The organism is Colwellia sp. RE-S-Sl-9, assembly GCF_048296855.1.
Taxonomy (GTDB): Bacteria; Pseudomonadota; Gammaproteobacteria; order Enterobacterales; family Alteromonadaceae; genus Pseudocolwellia.
This window is the reverse complement of sequence record NZ_CP182631.1, coordinates 110,605-124,706: the sequence shown is the minus strand read 5'-3', so window position 1 is coordinate 124,706 and position 14,102 is coordinate 110,605. Positions and strand designations below refer to the sequence as shown.

At 34.3% G+C, this 14,102-nt stretch carries 17 protein-coding genes; 5 read left to right on the top strand and 12 right to left on the bottom strand.

The features are described from left to right. Positions 1–190 precede the first annotated feature (190 nt). Together ACM9HF_RS00525 and ACM9HF_RS00520 are read left to right on the top strand one after the other, a co-directional pair. Complete coding sequence (locus tag ACM9HF_RS00525; RefSeq protein ID WP_473613564.1) at positions 191–2,467, top strand: marine proteobacterial sortase target protein; 2,277 nt, start codon at positions 191–193, stop codon at positions 2,465–2,467. Further along, a complete protein-coding gene (locus tag ACM9HF_RS00520; RefSeq protein WP_473613563.1) occupies positions 2,454–3,050 on the top strand; it encodes a class GN sortase in 597 nt (198 codons plus the stop codon). Before ACM9HF_RS00525 ends, ACM9HF_RS00520 begins: the two co-directional genes overlap by 14 nt. Positions 3,051–3,209: 159 nt before the next feature. Here ACM9HF_RS00520 and ACM9HF_RS00515 read toward each other — a convergent pair whose 3' ends face one another. The 5 genes from ACM9HF_RS00515 to ACM9HF_RS00495 form a co-directional block, all read right to left on the bottom strand. Further along, positions 3,210–3,647 (bottom strand): DoxX family protein, encoded by a 438-nt coding sequence (locus tag ACM9HF_RS00515; RefSeq protein WP_473613562.1) that lies wholly within the window; start codon positions 3,645–3,647, stop codon positions 3,210–3,212. Between the two features lie 46 nt (positions 3,648–3,693). Beyond that, a complete protein-coding gene (locus ACM9HF_RS00510) occupies positions 3,694–4,515 on the bottom strand; it encodes an HvfC/BufC N-terminal domain-containing protein (RefSeq protein ID WP_473613561.1) in 822 nt (273 codons plus the stop codon). Next, positions 4,508–5,479: an MbnB/TglH/ChrH family RiPP precursor modification enzyme gene (locus ACM9HF_RS00505; protein WP_473613560.1), complete on the bottom strand. Its 972-nt coding sequence runs from the start codon at positions 5,477–5,479 to the stop codon at positions 4,508–4,510. The genes ACM9HF_RS00510 and ACM9HF_RS00505 overlap by 8 nt, the downstream gene beginning before the upstream one ends. A gap of 29 nt (positions 5,480–5,508) precedes the next feature. Beyond that, the gene (locus ACM9HF_RS00500; protein WP_473613559.1) at positions 5,509–5,796 is read right to left on the bottom strand and encodes a BufA1 family periplasmic bufferin-type metallophore; all 288 of its coding nucleotides are present in this window, start codon (positions 5,794–5,796) and stop codon (positions 5,509–5,511) included. A 93-nt stretch (positions 5,797–5,889) separates the two neighbouring features. Next, entirely contained in the window at positions 5,890–6,357 is a 468-nt protein-coding gene (locus tag ACM9HF_RS00495) for a YHS domain-containing (seleno)protein (protein WP_473613558.1), read from the bottom strand. A gap of 129 nt (positions 6,358–6,486) precedes the next feature. On the opposite strand from ACM9HF_RS00495, the gene ACM9HF_RS00490 reads away from it, so the two are divergent. Continuing rightward, positions 6,487–7,323 (top strand): AraC family transcriptional regulator, encoded by an 837-nt coding sequence (locus ACM9HF_RS00490; protein ID WP_473613557.1) that lies wholly within the window; start codon positions 6,487–6,489, stop codon positions 7,321–7,323. Here the strand turns inward: ACM9HF_RS00490 and ACM9HF_RS00485 are convergent. Further along, the gene (locus ACM9HF_RS00485; protein ID WP_473613556.1) at positions 7,320–7,913 is read right to left on the bottom strand and encodes a DJ-1/PfpI family protein; all 594 of its coding nucleotides are present in this window, start codon (positions 7,911–7,913) and stop codon (positions 7,320–7,322) included. The genes ACM9HF_RS00490 and ACM9HF_RS00485 overlap by 4 nt on opposite strands. 86 nt (positions 7,914–7,999) lie before the next feature. Then, complete coding sequence (locus ACM9HF_RS00480) at positions 8,000–8,617, bottom strand: LysE/ArgO family amino acid transporter (RefSeq protein WP_473613555.1); 618 nt, start codon at positions 8,615–8,617, stop codon at positions 8,000–8,002. A gap of 128 nt (positions 8,618–8,745) precedes the next feature. Here ACM9HF_RS00480 and ACM9HF_RS00475 point away from each other — a divergent pair, with 128 nt between their 5' ends. Beyond that, positions 8,746–9,639, top strand: a complete 894-nt coding sequence (locus ACM9HF_RS00475) for a LysR family transcriptional regulator ArgP (RefSeq protein WP_473613554.1) — start codon at positions 8,746–8,748, stop codon at positions 9,637–9,639. 48 nt (positions 9,640–9,687) lie between these two features. Further along, positions 9,688–10,323, top strand: a complete 636-nt coding sequence (locus ACM9HF_RS00470; protein ID WP_473613553.1) for an alpha-ketoglutarate-dependent dioxygenase AlkB family protein — start codon at positions 9,688–9,690, stop codon at positions 10,321–10,323. A 77-nt stretch (positions 10,324–10,400) separates the two neighbouring features. Here the strand turns inward: ACM9HF_RS00470 and ACM9HF_RS00465 are convergent, their stop codons facing one another. The 5 genes from ACM9HF_RS00465 to fabG all read right to left on the bottom strand — a co-directional run bounded on the left by ACM9HF_RS00465 (position 10,401) and on the right by fabG (position 14,099). Next, entirely contained in the window at positions 10,401–11,393 is a 993-nt protein-coding gene (locus ACM9HF_RS00465) for a DUF4339 domain-containing protein (protein ID WP_473613552.1), read from the bottom strand. Between the two features lie 50 nt (positions 11,394–11,443). Beyond that, the gene (locus ACM9HF_RS00460) at positions 11,444–11,887 is read right to left on the bottom strand and encodes a GYF domain-containing protein (protein ID WP_473613551.1); all 444 of its coding nucleotides are present in this window, start codon (positions 11,885–11,887) and stop codon (positions 11,444–11,446) included. A gap of 187 nt (positions 11,888–12,074) precedes the next feature. After that, positions 12,075–12,515, bottom strand: a complete 441-nt coding sequence (locus ACM9HF_RS00455; RefSeq protein WP_473613550.1) for an excinuclease ABC subunit A — start codon at positions 12,513–12,515, stop codon at positions 12,075–12,077. Between the two features lie 13 nt (positions 12,516–12,528). Continuing rightward, positions 12,529–13,368 (bottom strand): MipA/OmpV family protein, encoded by an 840-nt coding sequence (locus ACM9HF_RS00450; protein WP_473613549.1) that lies wholly within the window; start codon positions 13,366–13,368, stop codon positions 12,529–12,531. Between the two features lie 5 nt (positions 13,369–13,373). Beyond that, the gene (fabG, locus tag ACM9HF_RS00445; protein ID WP_473613548.1) at positions 13,374–14,099 is read right to left on the bottom strand and encodes a 3-oxoacyl-ACP reductase FabG; all 726 of its coding nucleotides are present in this window, start codon (positions 14,097–14,099) and stop codon (positions 13,374–13,376) included. Positions 14,100–14,102 lie beyond the last annotated feature (3 nt).

Below are 14,102 nucleotides of genomic sequence, written 5' to 3'. Positions count from 1 at the left end.
AGGAAAAATTATCAAAATAAAAAGATCAGATTTTTTAATTTATTAAAATTTTTAGGCTTAAGTTTTAGTTATTTTAAACGTTGCCATATTTTCGCCTTATTTCAGCGCTATATTGCCTTTTTGTTGTCGGATAAACGCCTAAGTTGCTTGTTTTAATACATTTACATTCCATATATTTGAAGACAACAACATGTTTAAACAAACCTTACTGTCAAAAGCACGTAGAAACAGAGTATTAATTGATTACGCACCAGACTACGACAGAAGATACCGCAGACGAAAATATTCAACTTTTTTATCTTTTATTAAATGGGTATCGATTTTGGGTTTACTCGCTGTGTCGGCTTTTTATGCAGTGCCCTTATTTGCGACAACTCATAACAATTATTCAACTTTAGATGAAGTCGGTAGCGGACAGTTATTATTTGAATCGTCTGAAACGGTAAAAACTAACCACAAAGAAAAGCGTCTGTACCAATCAGCCATATTACTTAACTCTGCTGCCTCATTTGATATTAATGGCATACTCGCTACAGTTACCGTTACACAGTCATTTCTCAATGCAGGAAACAGTATAGCTAATGGTTTATATACCTTTCCATTACCTGAAAATTCAGCGGTAAATTATTTAAAGATCCAAATAGGTAACAGAGAAATAGAAGGGAAAATTTTAGAAAAAAATGAAGCAAAAAGAATTTTTAATCACGCAAAAGCAACTGGACGAAAAGCGAGTTTAATTGAACAGCATCGCCCTAACCTATTTACCAATAAAATAGCGAATATTGCACCTAACGAGCAAATAACCGTTACCTTAAAATATGTGCAGCATGTTGACTACAACAATGGAGAATTTAGCTTACGGTTTCCAATGAGTATTACACCTAGATATACGCCTATAAACCCAGAACATAATGCAAATATAGATGAAAACAAAGCAATATCTGCACTTACACAATTCGAAAGTTTAAATAAAAACAACATTAATTTACGTGTAAATTTAAATGCAGGCGTTACTTTAGATGAAATAACAAGCCCTTCTCATTCGCTAAAATTAAGCAATAAACATTTAAATGGTGAACCTGTAAAAATTAGCGTGGGTAATGTACAAGTACCTATGGATAAAGACTTTATACTGCAGTGGCGTCCTACTCCTTCTAACACTCCACAATTGAGTTTATTTAATCAAACCCTTGATGGTGAAGAATACACGCTGGCTATGTTGCTTCCTCCTTCAATTAACGCTATTACCAATGAAGTATCTAACACGACAGTTAGCCCTAAAACGCTCTCTTCATTTGCTCGCGACATCACTTTTATTATTGATACTTCAGGCTCTATGCAAGGTGAGTCAATTAAACAAGCTAAACAAAGTTTACGCTTTGCTATTAACACGTTAAGCCCTCAAGACAGTTTTAACATTATTGCTTTTGAATCAAACTCACATAACTTATTTAACCAAACTCAAATGGCAACACCTGAAAACATAGTAAAAGCACTTAAATTTATTACACAGCTTTCTGCTAACGGGGGAACGGAGATGTACAAACCGTTAGCTAGTGCCTTAACTATGCCGCAAACTGAGTTACAACATTCAGAAGCCATTAAACAAATATTGTTTATTACTGATGGCGCCGTAAGTAACGAGTTATCACTTTTTAAATTGATTAAAAATACACATAACTTACCTAGGCTTTTTACTGTAGGAATAGGCAGCGCACCTAATGGCTTTTTTATGCGCAAAGCCGCACAGTTTGGCCAAGGCAGTTATACCTTTATTGGTAATGTGAACGAAGTAGAAAAAAACATGTCGGTTTTACTCGATAAAATTAGCCGCCCTGCCTTAACAAATATTAACGTGCAATTTCATCCGCTTCACGTAGGTAACATAGAACAATACCCGAAAAAAATTCCTGACTTATACCATAATGAACCTTTGATTATTGCTTTTAAAACTGCTCAAAAACCTACCAGCATTCAATTATTTGGCGATTTAGTTAATGATGGATGGCAACAAGAAATCGATTTTTCTAACGCAAATATTAAAAATAAAAACAGCGGTATTAGTTCGGTTTGGGCTAGAGCCAAGATAGAAGATTTGCTAGATGGATTAGTGATAGGAAAACAACCAGAGATAGTAAAAAAAGAAGTGATTCAAACATCACTAAAACATCAAATTATGTCGCCTTACACAAGTTTTATCGCGGTAGAAAAAGAAGTATTAAGCGCTCACGAACTCGAAGAGCGTAAACAAGCAGCATTAAAAGAATTGAAGAGATCAGATAAAAAAGCGCCTCAACATAAAATGGCTAACAAGCAACTCGCACAAAACAGTACGTTACATGCTTCGGTATTTCCTAAAACCGCTGTAGGTTGGCAAGCACAATTGTTATTAGGTTTGTTATTACTGATTTTCTCTCTTATTTGGCTTGTTATCTCTAATAAAAAAGCGACTCATGTTTCAGTTTAATAAATATTCATCAATACAAAAAAGCTCGCTAGTGCTTTGTGTGATCGCCATTTTGGTTATTGCACATAGCATGTACCTTCCCGCTAAAGCATGGTTATCACAACAATTAATTGCGTATAGCTGGGAAGCGAGCCAAATAACTAAAAAGCCATCGCCTCCTTGGCCTTGGGCCGACACAACCGCTATTGCAAAAATGAGTATACCTAGATTAAACAAGTCGTTGGTTTTACTGCAAGGAACAGATCCTACAACACTCGCTTTTTCTGCTGGGGTAATGCACCAATATTCCCGTTTAAAAAGTAACAATCCATTTGTTGTAGCTGGCCATAGAGATACGCATTTTAGCTTTTTACAGGACATAAAAATGAAAGACGTTATTGCCATTAATGATATTCATGGAAATACACAATTATACGAAGTAGAAAATATTGATATTGTAGACAGTGATGAAACCCCTTTATTGTTAGATGTTGAGGATCCTAATTTACTGTTAATTACCTGTTACCCTTTTAACGCACTTCGTGCAGGAGGAAGCCTTCGATATGTAGTACGAGCTAAAAGGCTTAGCGATAAAGTAAGTTAGCTTAAGTTCAGTTACTATTTCAATATCACTCTTACAAACTTATCCCTTAAAGATCAGCAAACCCTAGATCAAAAAAAGCAAAGTGCTAAAAACACACTTTGCTTTTACTTATACCCCTTTTTATATCGCGGGGGGAACTTCAAACATCATTAAAATAAATTAAATGATATTTAATTTTCTATCTAACGAGAATCGTTGAGCACCCATTAATATTAACATGACGATTAAACTGCCCCATAACACATGCTCATTAAATGCTGCAGGTGCAATTTCAACAAGGCTGATAACAGCAACAGCGTTTACAATAAATAAACCGACCGCTGAAAGTCGTGTAAATAAGCCTAATACCAGTAAAACAGGCAGTATTAATTCACCTGCGGTTGCAAGCCAAGCCGCGACTTCAAACGACAATACAGGCACTTCGTATTCATATTCAAATAACATTAATGTTGATTCCCAATCACGTAGCTTAGTTAAGCCTGATTTAAAGAAAACATTCGCAATATAAAGTCGTGTTAATAAAAATGCAGGTGCAACTAATATCTGCGTAAAATCTAAAATTTGATTGTGAAAATCCCTAACTTTTTGAAAAGTCATATTAAGGTTCCTTGTGTTTGAATAAATATAGGGGTTGTTATAATTATTAACTTGTTAATGAATTTATATAAATACCATTAATAAGCTGTTCTTTTATCGCTTTAGGTAACCATTCAATTAATGAAAATTCTGTATCTTGCATTTCATCAAGTGCTTGCCCTATAGAAGCTTTTTGTTTTCTACTTTTGTCCAACAGAATATGAAACCATTGGTATTCTTCAGTCGTAATACGGGTGTATTGCGCTTGAAAATCTGGTCGCCAAATAACAAAACAGTAGGGTGTGCTATTTTGAATATTGCCGTTTTTATACCTTGTTGAAAACTCAGTAAGTTGCTGAGTAACATCATCAAGTTGATTAATTTTTTGCTCTTGTGTTAGTTGAGTAATAGTATTATTTACTTCGTCTAATGGTATAGATGATTGCATCAACTTTATACCTGCACAAAAGGTTATATAGAGCTCGTATGCATCACGCTCACTTAATAAGTTAAGTGTGGTTAAGTCAACATCAACATCTTGGCTACGCTCTGATTGATGGCAAATAAAATCGAGCTTAGCAATTTGAGAAAGTAAATAGGCATTATCTACACTCTGTGCTTCAATAAATTGAGGAAATGTACAACCAAACTCGCCCCAATCGTATTCTTGTTTTAACTCTGTTTTTAAATACGCTTCAACTATTGCATCAAATTTTTTTTTACCCAGGTATGAATGAACCGTTGCAAATGTTATTGATAACGCTCGTGCGGCATTAGCAATTAAACTGTGTTGATATATTTCAAGACCTTTATTTTTACTTCCTGTACCTGCTTGGTTTCCACCCCAAAATATAGCCTTTAATAGTACTGATTGCTGTTGGCTAAGCATGCTGAAAACTCTCACATTCAATACTATCGTCTTGATTAACTATCTTTTCAAAATCAAGTGCTTTATTGTCGCCAAGAACGAGTTTTGCGATGTCTCGAGCTTTGTTCGCTTCTGCTATTAATGTTTCCCATGACGGAAGGTTTTCATCCCATTCAACCAATGTAGGTATAGCGCCAAATCGTGTAAGGGCAAAATGATAAATTGACCATGTATCAATAGATACAGGTTTACTGTGATCATCTATCATTAAATTATTAGCCGATACAGGCGTGCAACCCGCTAAATGAAATTCTCCCACGATATGCGTTGGAATATCAGCTAACCATTGTTTAGCATATTCAACAACGTTAATTTTTTCGTGAGATTCATTTAACAAAGCATAATTTGTTGCGTTAACTACCAAGTTATTTAAATCTATGAGCAATTTACACTCTGTAAGCTCGCACAACTTAGTTAAAAATTCACTTTCAGTATACGTAGAGCCAGGTAATTTGATATAAGCGGATAAATTTTCCACCAGTATGGTTCGACCTAAAATTCGTTGTACACGTAAAACATTGGCCGCCATCACATTGAGGCTTTCATCATTAAAAGGGACTGGTAATAAATCGCCACCATGTACATTATGATCATTAATATCTGCCCAACTAAAACACGCATGATCTGATACTAAAATAGGCTTACAACGTTTTATTAAAGTATTTAACTGCTCAATTTGCTTAAGAGGGCTTTGTACTACCGATCCTAATCCTAAAGATGTTGCATGCAAACTTACAGCATAGTGTTGGCTAATATCATTCATTAGCTGATAACTTGCACCGCCCTCTGCAGAAAAGTTTTCTGCATGAACTTCAATAAAGTCGATGTTTGCTGGAGTGTTTAAGGCGTCATCGTAATGCTCATACCTTAAACCAACACCAATTAAAGGGAGTTTATTTAATGTTGTTAGATTCTCAGAAATCATAAATTTTACTCCAGAAACATCGAAAAAAGTTAAGACTGTTGCTTAATTTTTGCACGAGCTTCTTTACTCGTTAAGCCGCCTTTAATTTTACATTGACCTTTAGTTACCAAACGCCACTCCCCTGGGTCGTTGTCTACAGTTGATTGACCAGCACAAGAATGCGTACCAGCAATATTACTACAATCATTTTGCCCAGCTAACGATACGCCGTAACATTTTTCTTTCTTAACTCTTTCTTCACCAGCTACTGTATCTGTAACAACACCCAAAGTAAGAGCTGCTGCTAATGCGCTTGATAATGCTACTTTATGACTCATAGTTATTTCCTCTTTTTTTAAAATAAAATATTATTGTTTAGAATCTATAAGAACGAACAAATAGATTCTAAATTTCATTTAATTGGTAATTAATTAAAGTTTTGTTGCTTCAACACTTTTAATTTCAGGCCAATTTTCGTTTGCTGTGTTTAAATATCCTGATACATCTGTTAACCATTTCTTTTGAACACTTTTGTTTAAGTTAAGATATAACTTGTTATCAACAATTTTCCAAGCTAATGGATCTGTATCAAATTTTTTCTCCATTGATACACCAAATGCACAATATCCACCATATTGAGGTGCATACTTTTCTGGGCTGCTTTTAAACGTGTCGCGATTTTCTTCTGAACTAAAACGATATATGCCACCTTTATAAGTTGCAGTATAGTTCGCATTACCGATTGTTGGTTGAGAATTTTCAAAGTAACTTACCGGATCGTAGCCTTGAATAGCTAAATCATTAACATCTGCATTCATGTCTACATCAGCAGCAAAAGATAAGCTGCTTACCACTAAAATTGAACCAGCTAAAAGCGTTTTTAACGTCGTTTTATACATAATGTATTTCCTCATTCGTTATTTAATAAATAATTAGTTAGTGTTTAGTACGAATGAAATAATAGTGTTGATCGGTACTGCTGTGGGATACAATCGTCCACACTTTGAATCATATCGTCCGATACTGCTATGGATCACCTTTCTCAGATAATAGATCGCTTTACATTACAAGCTGGAGTATTTTACACAGGTAAGCTTTGTGGCTTATCAAACTTTAACGATAATGATGCGTTAGAGGGACATATACATTTACTGCGTAGTGGTACTTTGTCAATTGTTGGGTTAAATAAACAAAAAATAGTATTAGATAAACCTTCACTTATTTTTCTTCCTAGACCTCTTAAGCACGGCCTACAAGCAAGAGAAATAGATAATGCCGAGCTGATTTGTGCAACCTTAAGTTATGGTAGTAGCACTTCTAGTTTATTGGCTGACACATTACCTGACTTATTAATTCTTCCTTTAGAGCAATCCCCTTTTTTACAAACCAATATTGATTGGATTATTCAAGAAGCGGGAGAAGAAGAGCAACAAGGTAGACAAGCCGTGATGAATCGCCTTATGGAAATATTTATTATTAACATGATCCGTTCTTTAATAAACAAAGGCGAGTTAGCACAAGGTATGTTGTCTGGACTGATGCATCCGCAATTAAAAAAGGTATTACAGAAATTACATAATGCTCCTGAAGAAAGTTGGACTTTAGAAATAATGGCAGAAAATGCCGCTATGTCTCGTTCTAAATTTGCAGAAGAATTTAAGAAAGTTATTGGACAAACACCCAATGAGTATTTAGTCAACTGGCGAGTGGGTGTTGCGCAAACCTTATTAAAACAAGGAAAAAGTGTCAGTATTGTTGCCAACAGCGTAGGCTATGAAACAGCTTCAGCCCTTGCTAGAGTATTTAGAAAAACCTGTGGTTTATCACCAAAAGAATGGTTAGATAGTTTACAAACTCCGGCTTAATCTTCCTGCTTGTTTTTTATCCAGCTAAACTCCATTTGTTTAGCTGTAGCTATAGCAAGTTCTTCAGATGCTAACTTACTTACAAGATATAAGCTCATATCTATACCCGCTGAAATGCCACCAGATGTGGTGATATTTCCTTGTTCGACCCAACGTACATTACGTTTAACTTTTAGGTTTGGGTATTGCGTTTGTAGATCGTCGATATCTTCCCAATGGGTTGTTACTTTATGATTATGAATAACGCCCGCTTTAGCTAATAAGAATGCCCCCGTGCATACAGAGGCGACTAACTTGGCTTTCTCACTCTGCGCTTTAATCCAGTTGATTACCTGTTTTTTGTGCACTTCGTTTGTATGATCGCCACCCACGATGATTAATAAATCAATTTCTGGATGATTATTAATTTGATAATCGGGTACAAGTTTATAATTTGCTCTAGCATTAACTATTTGATTAGCCTGATTAATTAAAAATGTATTAAATAATGGTTGTTGAGAAATTCTTTCTGCTGTTGTAAACACCTCAAACGGTCCTGAAAAATCTAAAACTTCAGCATTATCGTAAATGTAAATTCCAATATTTGTCATTAATTTTCCTTATTAAGATTAGGAACTGTTGATTTTCATGTTTAAATTTTGTTCGAAACAATCAACAAAGATCAACAGCCCCTGATTTAATTCAGTGTATTCATATACAAAGTAAAAGCGATAAACCACATAATACACCCTACGGCAAAATCAATACCTCTTATCACGCTAGGTTTTGATAAAAGAGGTCCCATTTTAGCTGCACCAGTGGCTAAACCATAAAACCACATGATTGACGCTATAATAGTGCCAACGGCAAAAGCAAGTCGCGCATCACCTTCAAATTGACCTCCAACACTACCTAAAATCATAACAGTATCCAAATAAACGTGGGGGTTTAACAAAGTAACGGCAATGGTTGTAGCAATAACAACTTTTTTACTTTTAAAACTGGATTTTTTAGTCGATTGTTCATAAGCATTTTTAAAAAAACTTTTAAAAGATATAAGCCCATAAAAAGATAAAAATAGAACACCTCCCCATGTAATTATTTTCATCAGTAATTCGCTACTGCTAATTAATACGCTGGCGCCAAATATTCCAACCAAAATGAGGGTAATATCACAAATAATGCATAAAGTTGCTGCCAAGAGGTGATGATTACGATTAATACCTTGCCCTAAAATATAAGCATTTTGAGCACCTATTGGAATGATCATTCCCGCACCAAGAAAAATCCCTTGAAACATAGCTGACAATATCATGTGTATTTAACCTCTCTATTTCTTAAATAAACGTTGTGTGTATAGAATTAAAAGAAGATTACCCTTTAACTAATCATAAATATAATTAATAATATTTATAAGACATAAAATTTATTAATACATTCTTTATGAAAAATATTGACTATAAACTATTACATGCTTTTAGTGCGGTTATTAAACTACAAAGTTTTGAAAAAGCCGCCGAGTTTTTATTTTTGACTCAACCTGCGGTATCACTACGTATAAAGCAGTTAGAGCAATTAATTTCTCAACCTATTCTTATTCGTTCAACTCCTATAGTAGCTACGGAGGTAGGTAAGAAATTACTAAATCATTACTACCAAGTTCAACAATTAGAAGCTGATTTATTGCCTCAAATATTTCCTGAAGATCCTATATCGCCTATTAGAATCTCGTTAGCAACAAATGCCGATAGCTTAGCCACTTGGTTAGTGCCTGTATTAACACCTTTAATTAACAAGCACCCTATCGAGCTAAATTTAGAGGTTGCGAATGAAACCAATACTATTTACAAGTTAAAAGACGGTGAGGTTTTTGGTGCTATTAGTACACAAGAAACACCATTATCCGGCTGTGTTGTGGATAAATTAGGAGTTATGAATTATACCCTTGTTGCCTCGCCTAGCTTCAAAAACAAGTTCTTCAAGCAAGGAATTAATAAAAATACTTTAATAAAAGCTCCTGGCTTATTATTTGATCACAAAGATAGAATGCATGCTGAATTTATTAAGTCAGAATTTGGTTTATTATCTGATAGCTACCCTTGTCATGTGGTGCACTCGTCAGAAGCTTTTGTCAATTTTGCCAAACAAGGGTTAGCCTATTGCTTAATAGCTGAATTACAAATAAAAAACGAGCTAAAGTCAGGTGAATTAGTCAATTTATTACCTGAAAAACAAGTTATTCGAACACTATACTGGCACAGATGGTCGCTACTGAAAGGGTTATTTAAAAAAGTGTCTGATACAATAATAAAAGAAGGTAATAAAGTTTTAAGGTAATTATCTTTTAGTTAATTCAACAGCCAATAGCTTAAAAAGTCGTAAAAAATGAATAAAATTAGCGATAATTTATCAATGGATTTATTTGAAGGATCAGATCAATCATTAAAAAACTGGCTACACCGAGATGGTACAGTTAACTATTACGGTGTTGTATTTTCTCTTCGAACTGCAAATGCTTGTTATCAGCAACTATTAAATAATACTCCGTTTCGAAATGACGAAGCCGCTATGTATGGGAAACACATCATTACAAAACGAAAAGTGGCTTGGTATGGCTCTCAGCCCTTTAGTTATACTTATTCTAATGCGAGTAAAATAGCATTACCTTGGACACCATTACTATGTAAATTAAAAGAAAAAGTCGAGTTAGTTACAGGCGAAAGCTATAACTCATGTTTACTAAATTTATATCATGATGGCTCTGAAGGCTTGGGCTGGCACAGCGACAATGAAAAAGATTTAAAGCCTCATGGCGCTATTGCTTCTTTAACCTTTGGTGCTGAACGGAAATTTTCTTTTAAGCATAAAGAATCACAAGAAACGATCAACTTATTGTTACAGCATGGAAGTATTTTGGTGATGAAAGATGAGGTTCAGCGTTATTGGTTACACAAACTGCCGACAACAACTCAAACTCATTCACCTAGAATAAATTTAACTTTTAGAACAATTATTCTTTAGGTTAATTAAAGTCTAAGTATTTCCTCCCTCTAGATAGTAAAAAGGAAACATCGTTGTTTCCTTTTTACTCAGAGCAATTAAAAACGTCTACGTCTTCTACGTTTTTTCTTATCGTCATTATCTTCAAGTAAATCATCATCCATATTTATATCAGAATCAATAAATACTGGTTCTTCTTTAGGTACTTTGTCTAATTGTTTTAGTTGATCCGATAACCTCATTACAGGTTCTTCAGTTTTAGGTTTAAAAACAGACTTGAACTTATTTTTAACACCCATAAAAGCTTTATTTTCGCCATCAGCTAATTTTTCTTCTATAGGCTCATCAGTATGGCTTGAAGGTGATGTTTGTGTATTTGGCTCAGCACTTTCTTTTAAATGAACAACTTTCTCTACGGTCGTTTTATCAACAACAGCTGATTTGCCAACAGTTTTATGCGCTTCAGTTTTTACAACCTCTGGAGGACTAACCTTTACAGGCGTTTTTTTAACTGTTTCTTTTATTTGAACAACTTTATCTGCTGTATTGTTAAGCTCAGGCAATTCTTTAAGTTCTGATAATACTGCCGAATCTTCATTAGATTTACTTAAAACTAAATCGCCAAACTCTTCTACAACATCAATTATTTCATGTTTAGATATTTCAGATGCTTTAATTAGCTCTTTAAGCTGTTTAGTTACCAACTGATATTTTTTTTCTAAAGGTAAAATATTATCTTGCACGTCTGAAGATAAACTTTCCGTTAAATTTTTGTAGTTATTTATTTCTTTTTCAAAAGTATTAATATGCGCTTGAGTTTTTTTAATCTTTTCATCAATTAATACAACTTTTTTATTCAAATCACGTTTTTTAGTGACAAATTTATCTATTAACTCTTTTGAGACCTGAACTGCAGGTTTAGCGTCAGAAATAAATTCACTTAATTCTGGAATGAGTGCAACGGGTAACCACTGACTAAAAGAAGAAGTCCATCCATACAACTCATTATTTTTAGCAAGTAAAGAACTTGCATCATTTAGACTATATGGCCCTGTTACTTTGCCATTATCTGAAAAATACCATTTTTTCATAATTATTATCTTCTTGTTATTATAAACTAAATGTTAAAACTTATTTATAATCAAAAAACAAGTTCATCCTTTTTAAAGTCATCAATACTTTTTTGTAAAGCAGCATATTGTTTACGTACATTCTTGAGTGTGATTTCAACTTCAGTATTTAGCTTTTCTGTAAAGCTTTGATATGTATCAATATCATTATCAAGTTCAGACAGTGCCGCTCGAGTATTGCCTAGCGTATTGTCTATTCGGACTAATGTTTTAAACAATCCTTGCTCTTGGTTTTTATATTCTTCTATAAGCTCTTTTGGTAGAGCTACAGGGGGAATAGGGATAGATATTTCAACATCAAAATCATCAATACTATTCAGTGGCATCCAATGGGTAAAAGACGGATGCCAAACATATAAATCTAGATTTGAGTTTTCTGAAATATATGCTTGCGCTTCAGCAAAAGTGAAGGGGTTGGTGATCTCACCATTATTTGAAAAAAGCCATTTCTTCATTTTAATTTCTTCTTTATTTTATTTTTAACAGAAATTACATACCAACGAGGTATGTGTCCTTTTTTGGTATGTGTCCTTTTTTTAAACGTAAACTTATCAAGTTACATTAAATTATGCACCTATTATTTTAATAATTTTTTCAAATACCTACGCCATGGCAATTAAACATCACAGCGTAGGTGTAAAATTATTTAGCTATTTTTACTAGTGTGCCTTTTAATGCAACACCCGCCATAACGGCACCAGAACCACATTCAAATTCAGTTGCTGATGAAAAAGGTTGGTTTTTATAATTAGATGTAATGTTAATTACATCTGTCATTCCTTCTCTTACTGCACGTTCTTGTAACGCTTTTAATGCTGACAACATTGCCCACTCACATGCTTCTTGATCACTTTTCATAAAAGCATTGGTTTTTTTATTCGTAGACACTTCACCATACTTTGATTCAAATTTTGTTGGACTATTTTCAGCAAAATGCAATGGCACATCTAATAGTGCGTTTTTAGCTTTTTCACTTTCCAATAAAGATTGAATGTCATATCTATTACGATCATCTCGAGCTTGCGCTGATGATGTCATGACCAGAGTTACAATTGAAGCAATTACCAATTTACTTATATTCATTTTTTTATTCCCTTTAGTTGTCTAAAAATATATATGAAACAGCAATCCCAGCTAATAAGTTATGATTTTTTTTAACAAGGGGACTGTGTTCAAACGCTGTTTTATCAATATTGCTGTACCGAGTAAAAATACCTACCCAATAGTTATTTTTACGCCAAGTGCCACCAATTGCAAGCCTAAATCCTGCATATCCTGAACTCGCTGTATACTGCTGCCTTACATCAGTTTCATACTCAACCAGTACATCATAATAATAACCTGAGTATTGTGAAGAATTGTACAGTGCTGAAATCGATGAGTCGATAACCACATCACCACCCTGTACTTTTTGTTGTACAACATATTTTTGAGTTAAACTCAGTTGTGAAACCCAGCCAATATTATCGATATGTTTAAAGTCTGTTGCTATCGCTTTTCGAACAGACCAATCAATATAGAGCTTATTTTTGCTTTGGGTATCACCTTGAATATAATACTCAATAGAAGGGCCAATTTCACCCACCCAATCTAAATCAGGCATTCCCATTCGAGCTTTGTTATTTTCGCTATCAACAGGTAAATTTCCTGCCGCATCAAACGCTAAATGCCATTTTTTATTAGTAAAGATATTTCCTTCAAAGGCATTTCTATCAATTTTCAAATAATCATTTTTAAAATAGATAAAAGGAAATGGAAACAAATAAGCAGTAGACTCATCTGAACCTATATAATCATTAAGGTAAGTAACACCAGCTCCCATTCCAATAGAGTATTGAGCATTTTTTAAAAATGAGGATTCGTTTGCATTTACATTATGAATGTATGTAAATACAAAAAAAACAAAAGTAATAACCCTTTGATTAACGAGGAACATAAGTTTTATGAAATCCCGCCGTTTACAGAAATCACTTGTCGTGTAACGTAACCGGCATCATCCGAAATAAGAAAACCGACAGCACTAGCAACTTCTTCAGGTTTACCCATTCTTCTTAATGGGATCATGTTTTTAATATCACCAATCGCTAAATCATCTGTCATTTCAGTTTCAATTAAGCCTGGAGCTACACAATTAACGGTGATTTTACGTTTAGCTAATTCAAGCGCTAAGGCTTTTGTTGCGCCAATAACCCCTGCCTTTGATGCACTGTAATTCACTTGTCCACGGTTACCAATTTCTCCAGATAAAGAAGAAATAGTAATAATTCGACCACCTTTGCGTGCACTAACCATTGGCATAACAAGGGGGTGTAATACATTATAAAAACCATCTAAATTTGTATGAATAACACTGTCCCACTCTTGTTCTGTCATTGCTGGAAATGCCGTATCAGCTGAAATACCAGCGTTACATACAACGCCATAAAAGCTTCCAAATGATTCAATTTGCGCATCAAGCACTTGCTTCGCTAACTGTCTATCAGCAACATCAAACTGAACAACATTTGCTTTTACGCCTTTTTCTTCAACTAATGTTGCAACCGCTTTTGCACTGTTTATGTCTGAGCGACAATGTAAACAAATATCAAATCCCATATCAGCAAGCTTCAATGCTATAGCTTTACCAATCCCTTTACCTGATCCTGTGACTAAAACTCTACGATTCATTAT

Coding starts and splice junctions, on each gene's coding strand:
- ACM9HF_RS00525 (WP_473613564.1), top strand. CDS start 191: ATGTTTAAACAAACCTTACTGTCAAAAGCACGTAGAAACAGAGTATTA.
- ACM9HF_RS00520 (WP_473613563.1), top strand. CDS start 2,454: ATGTTTCAGTTTAATAAATATTCATCAATACAAAAAAGCTCGCTAGTG.
- ACM9HF_RS00515 (WP_473613562.1), bottom strand. CDS start 3,647: ATGACTTTTCAAAAAGTTAGGGATTTTCACAATCAAATTTTAGATTTT.
- ACM9HF_RS00510 (WP_473613561.1), bottom strand. CDS start 4,515: ATGCTTAGCCAACAGCAATCAGTACTATTAAAGGCTATATTTTGGGGT.
- ACM9HF_RS00505 (WP_473613560.1), bottom strand. CDS start 5,479: ATGATTTCTGAGAATCTAACAACATTAAATAAACTCCCTTTAATTGGT.
- ACM9HF_RS00500 (WP_473613559.1), bottom strand. CDS start 5,796: ATGAGTCATAAAGTAGCATTATCAAGCGCATTAGCAGCAGCTCTTACT.
- ACM9HF_RS00495 (WP_473613558.1), bottom strand. CDS start 6,357: ATGTATAAAACGACGTTAAAAACGCTTTTAGCTGGTTCAATTTTAGTG.
- ACM9HF_RS00490 (WP_473613557.1), top strand. CDS start 6,487: ATGGATCACCTTTCTCAGATAATAGATCGCTTTACATTACAAGCTGGA.
- ACM9HF_RS00485 (WP_473613556.1), bottom strand. CDS start 7,913: ATGACAAATATTGGAATTTACATTTACGATAATGCTGAAGTTTTAGAT.
- ACM9HF_RS00480 (WP_473613555.1), bottom strand. CDS start 8,617: ATGATATTGTCAGCTATGTTTCAAGGGATTTTTCTTGGTGCGGGAATG.
- ACM9HF_RS00475 (WP_473613554.1), top strand. CDS start 8,746: ATGAAAAATATTGACTATAAACTATTACATGCTTTTAGTGCGGTTATT.
- ACM9HF_RS00470 (WP_473613553.1), top strand. CDS start 9,688: ATGAATAAAATTAGCGATAATTTATCAATGGATTTATTTGAAGGATCA.
- ACM9HF_RS00465 (WP_473613552.1), bottom strand. CDS start 11,393: ATGAAAAAATGGTATTTTTCAGATAATGGCAAAGTAACAGGGCCATAT.
- ACM9HF_RS00460 (WP_473613551.1), bottom strand. CDS start 11,887: ATGAAGAAATGGCTTTTTTCAAATAATGGTGAGATCACCAACCCCTTC.
- ACM9HF_RS00455 (WP_473613550.1), bottom strand. CDS start 12,515: ATGAATATAAGTAAATTGGTAATTGCTTCAATTGTAACTCTGGTCATG.
- ACM9HF_RS00450 (WP_473613549.1), bottom strand. CDS start 13,368: ATGTTCCTCGTTAATCAAAGGGTTATTACTTTTGTTTTTTTTGTATTT.
- fabG (WP_473613548.1), bottom strand. CDS start 14,099: ATGAATCGTAGAGTTTTAGTCACAGGATCAGGTAAAGGGATTGGTAAA.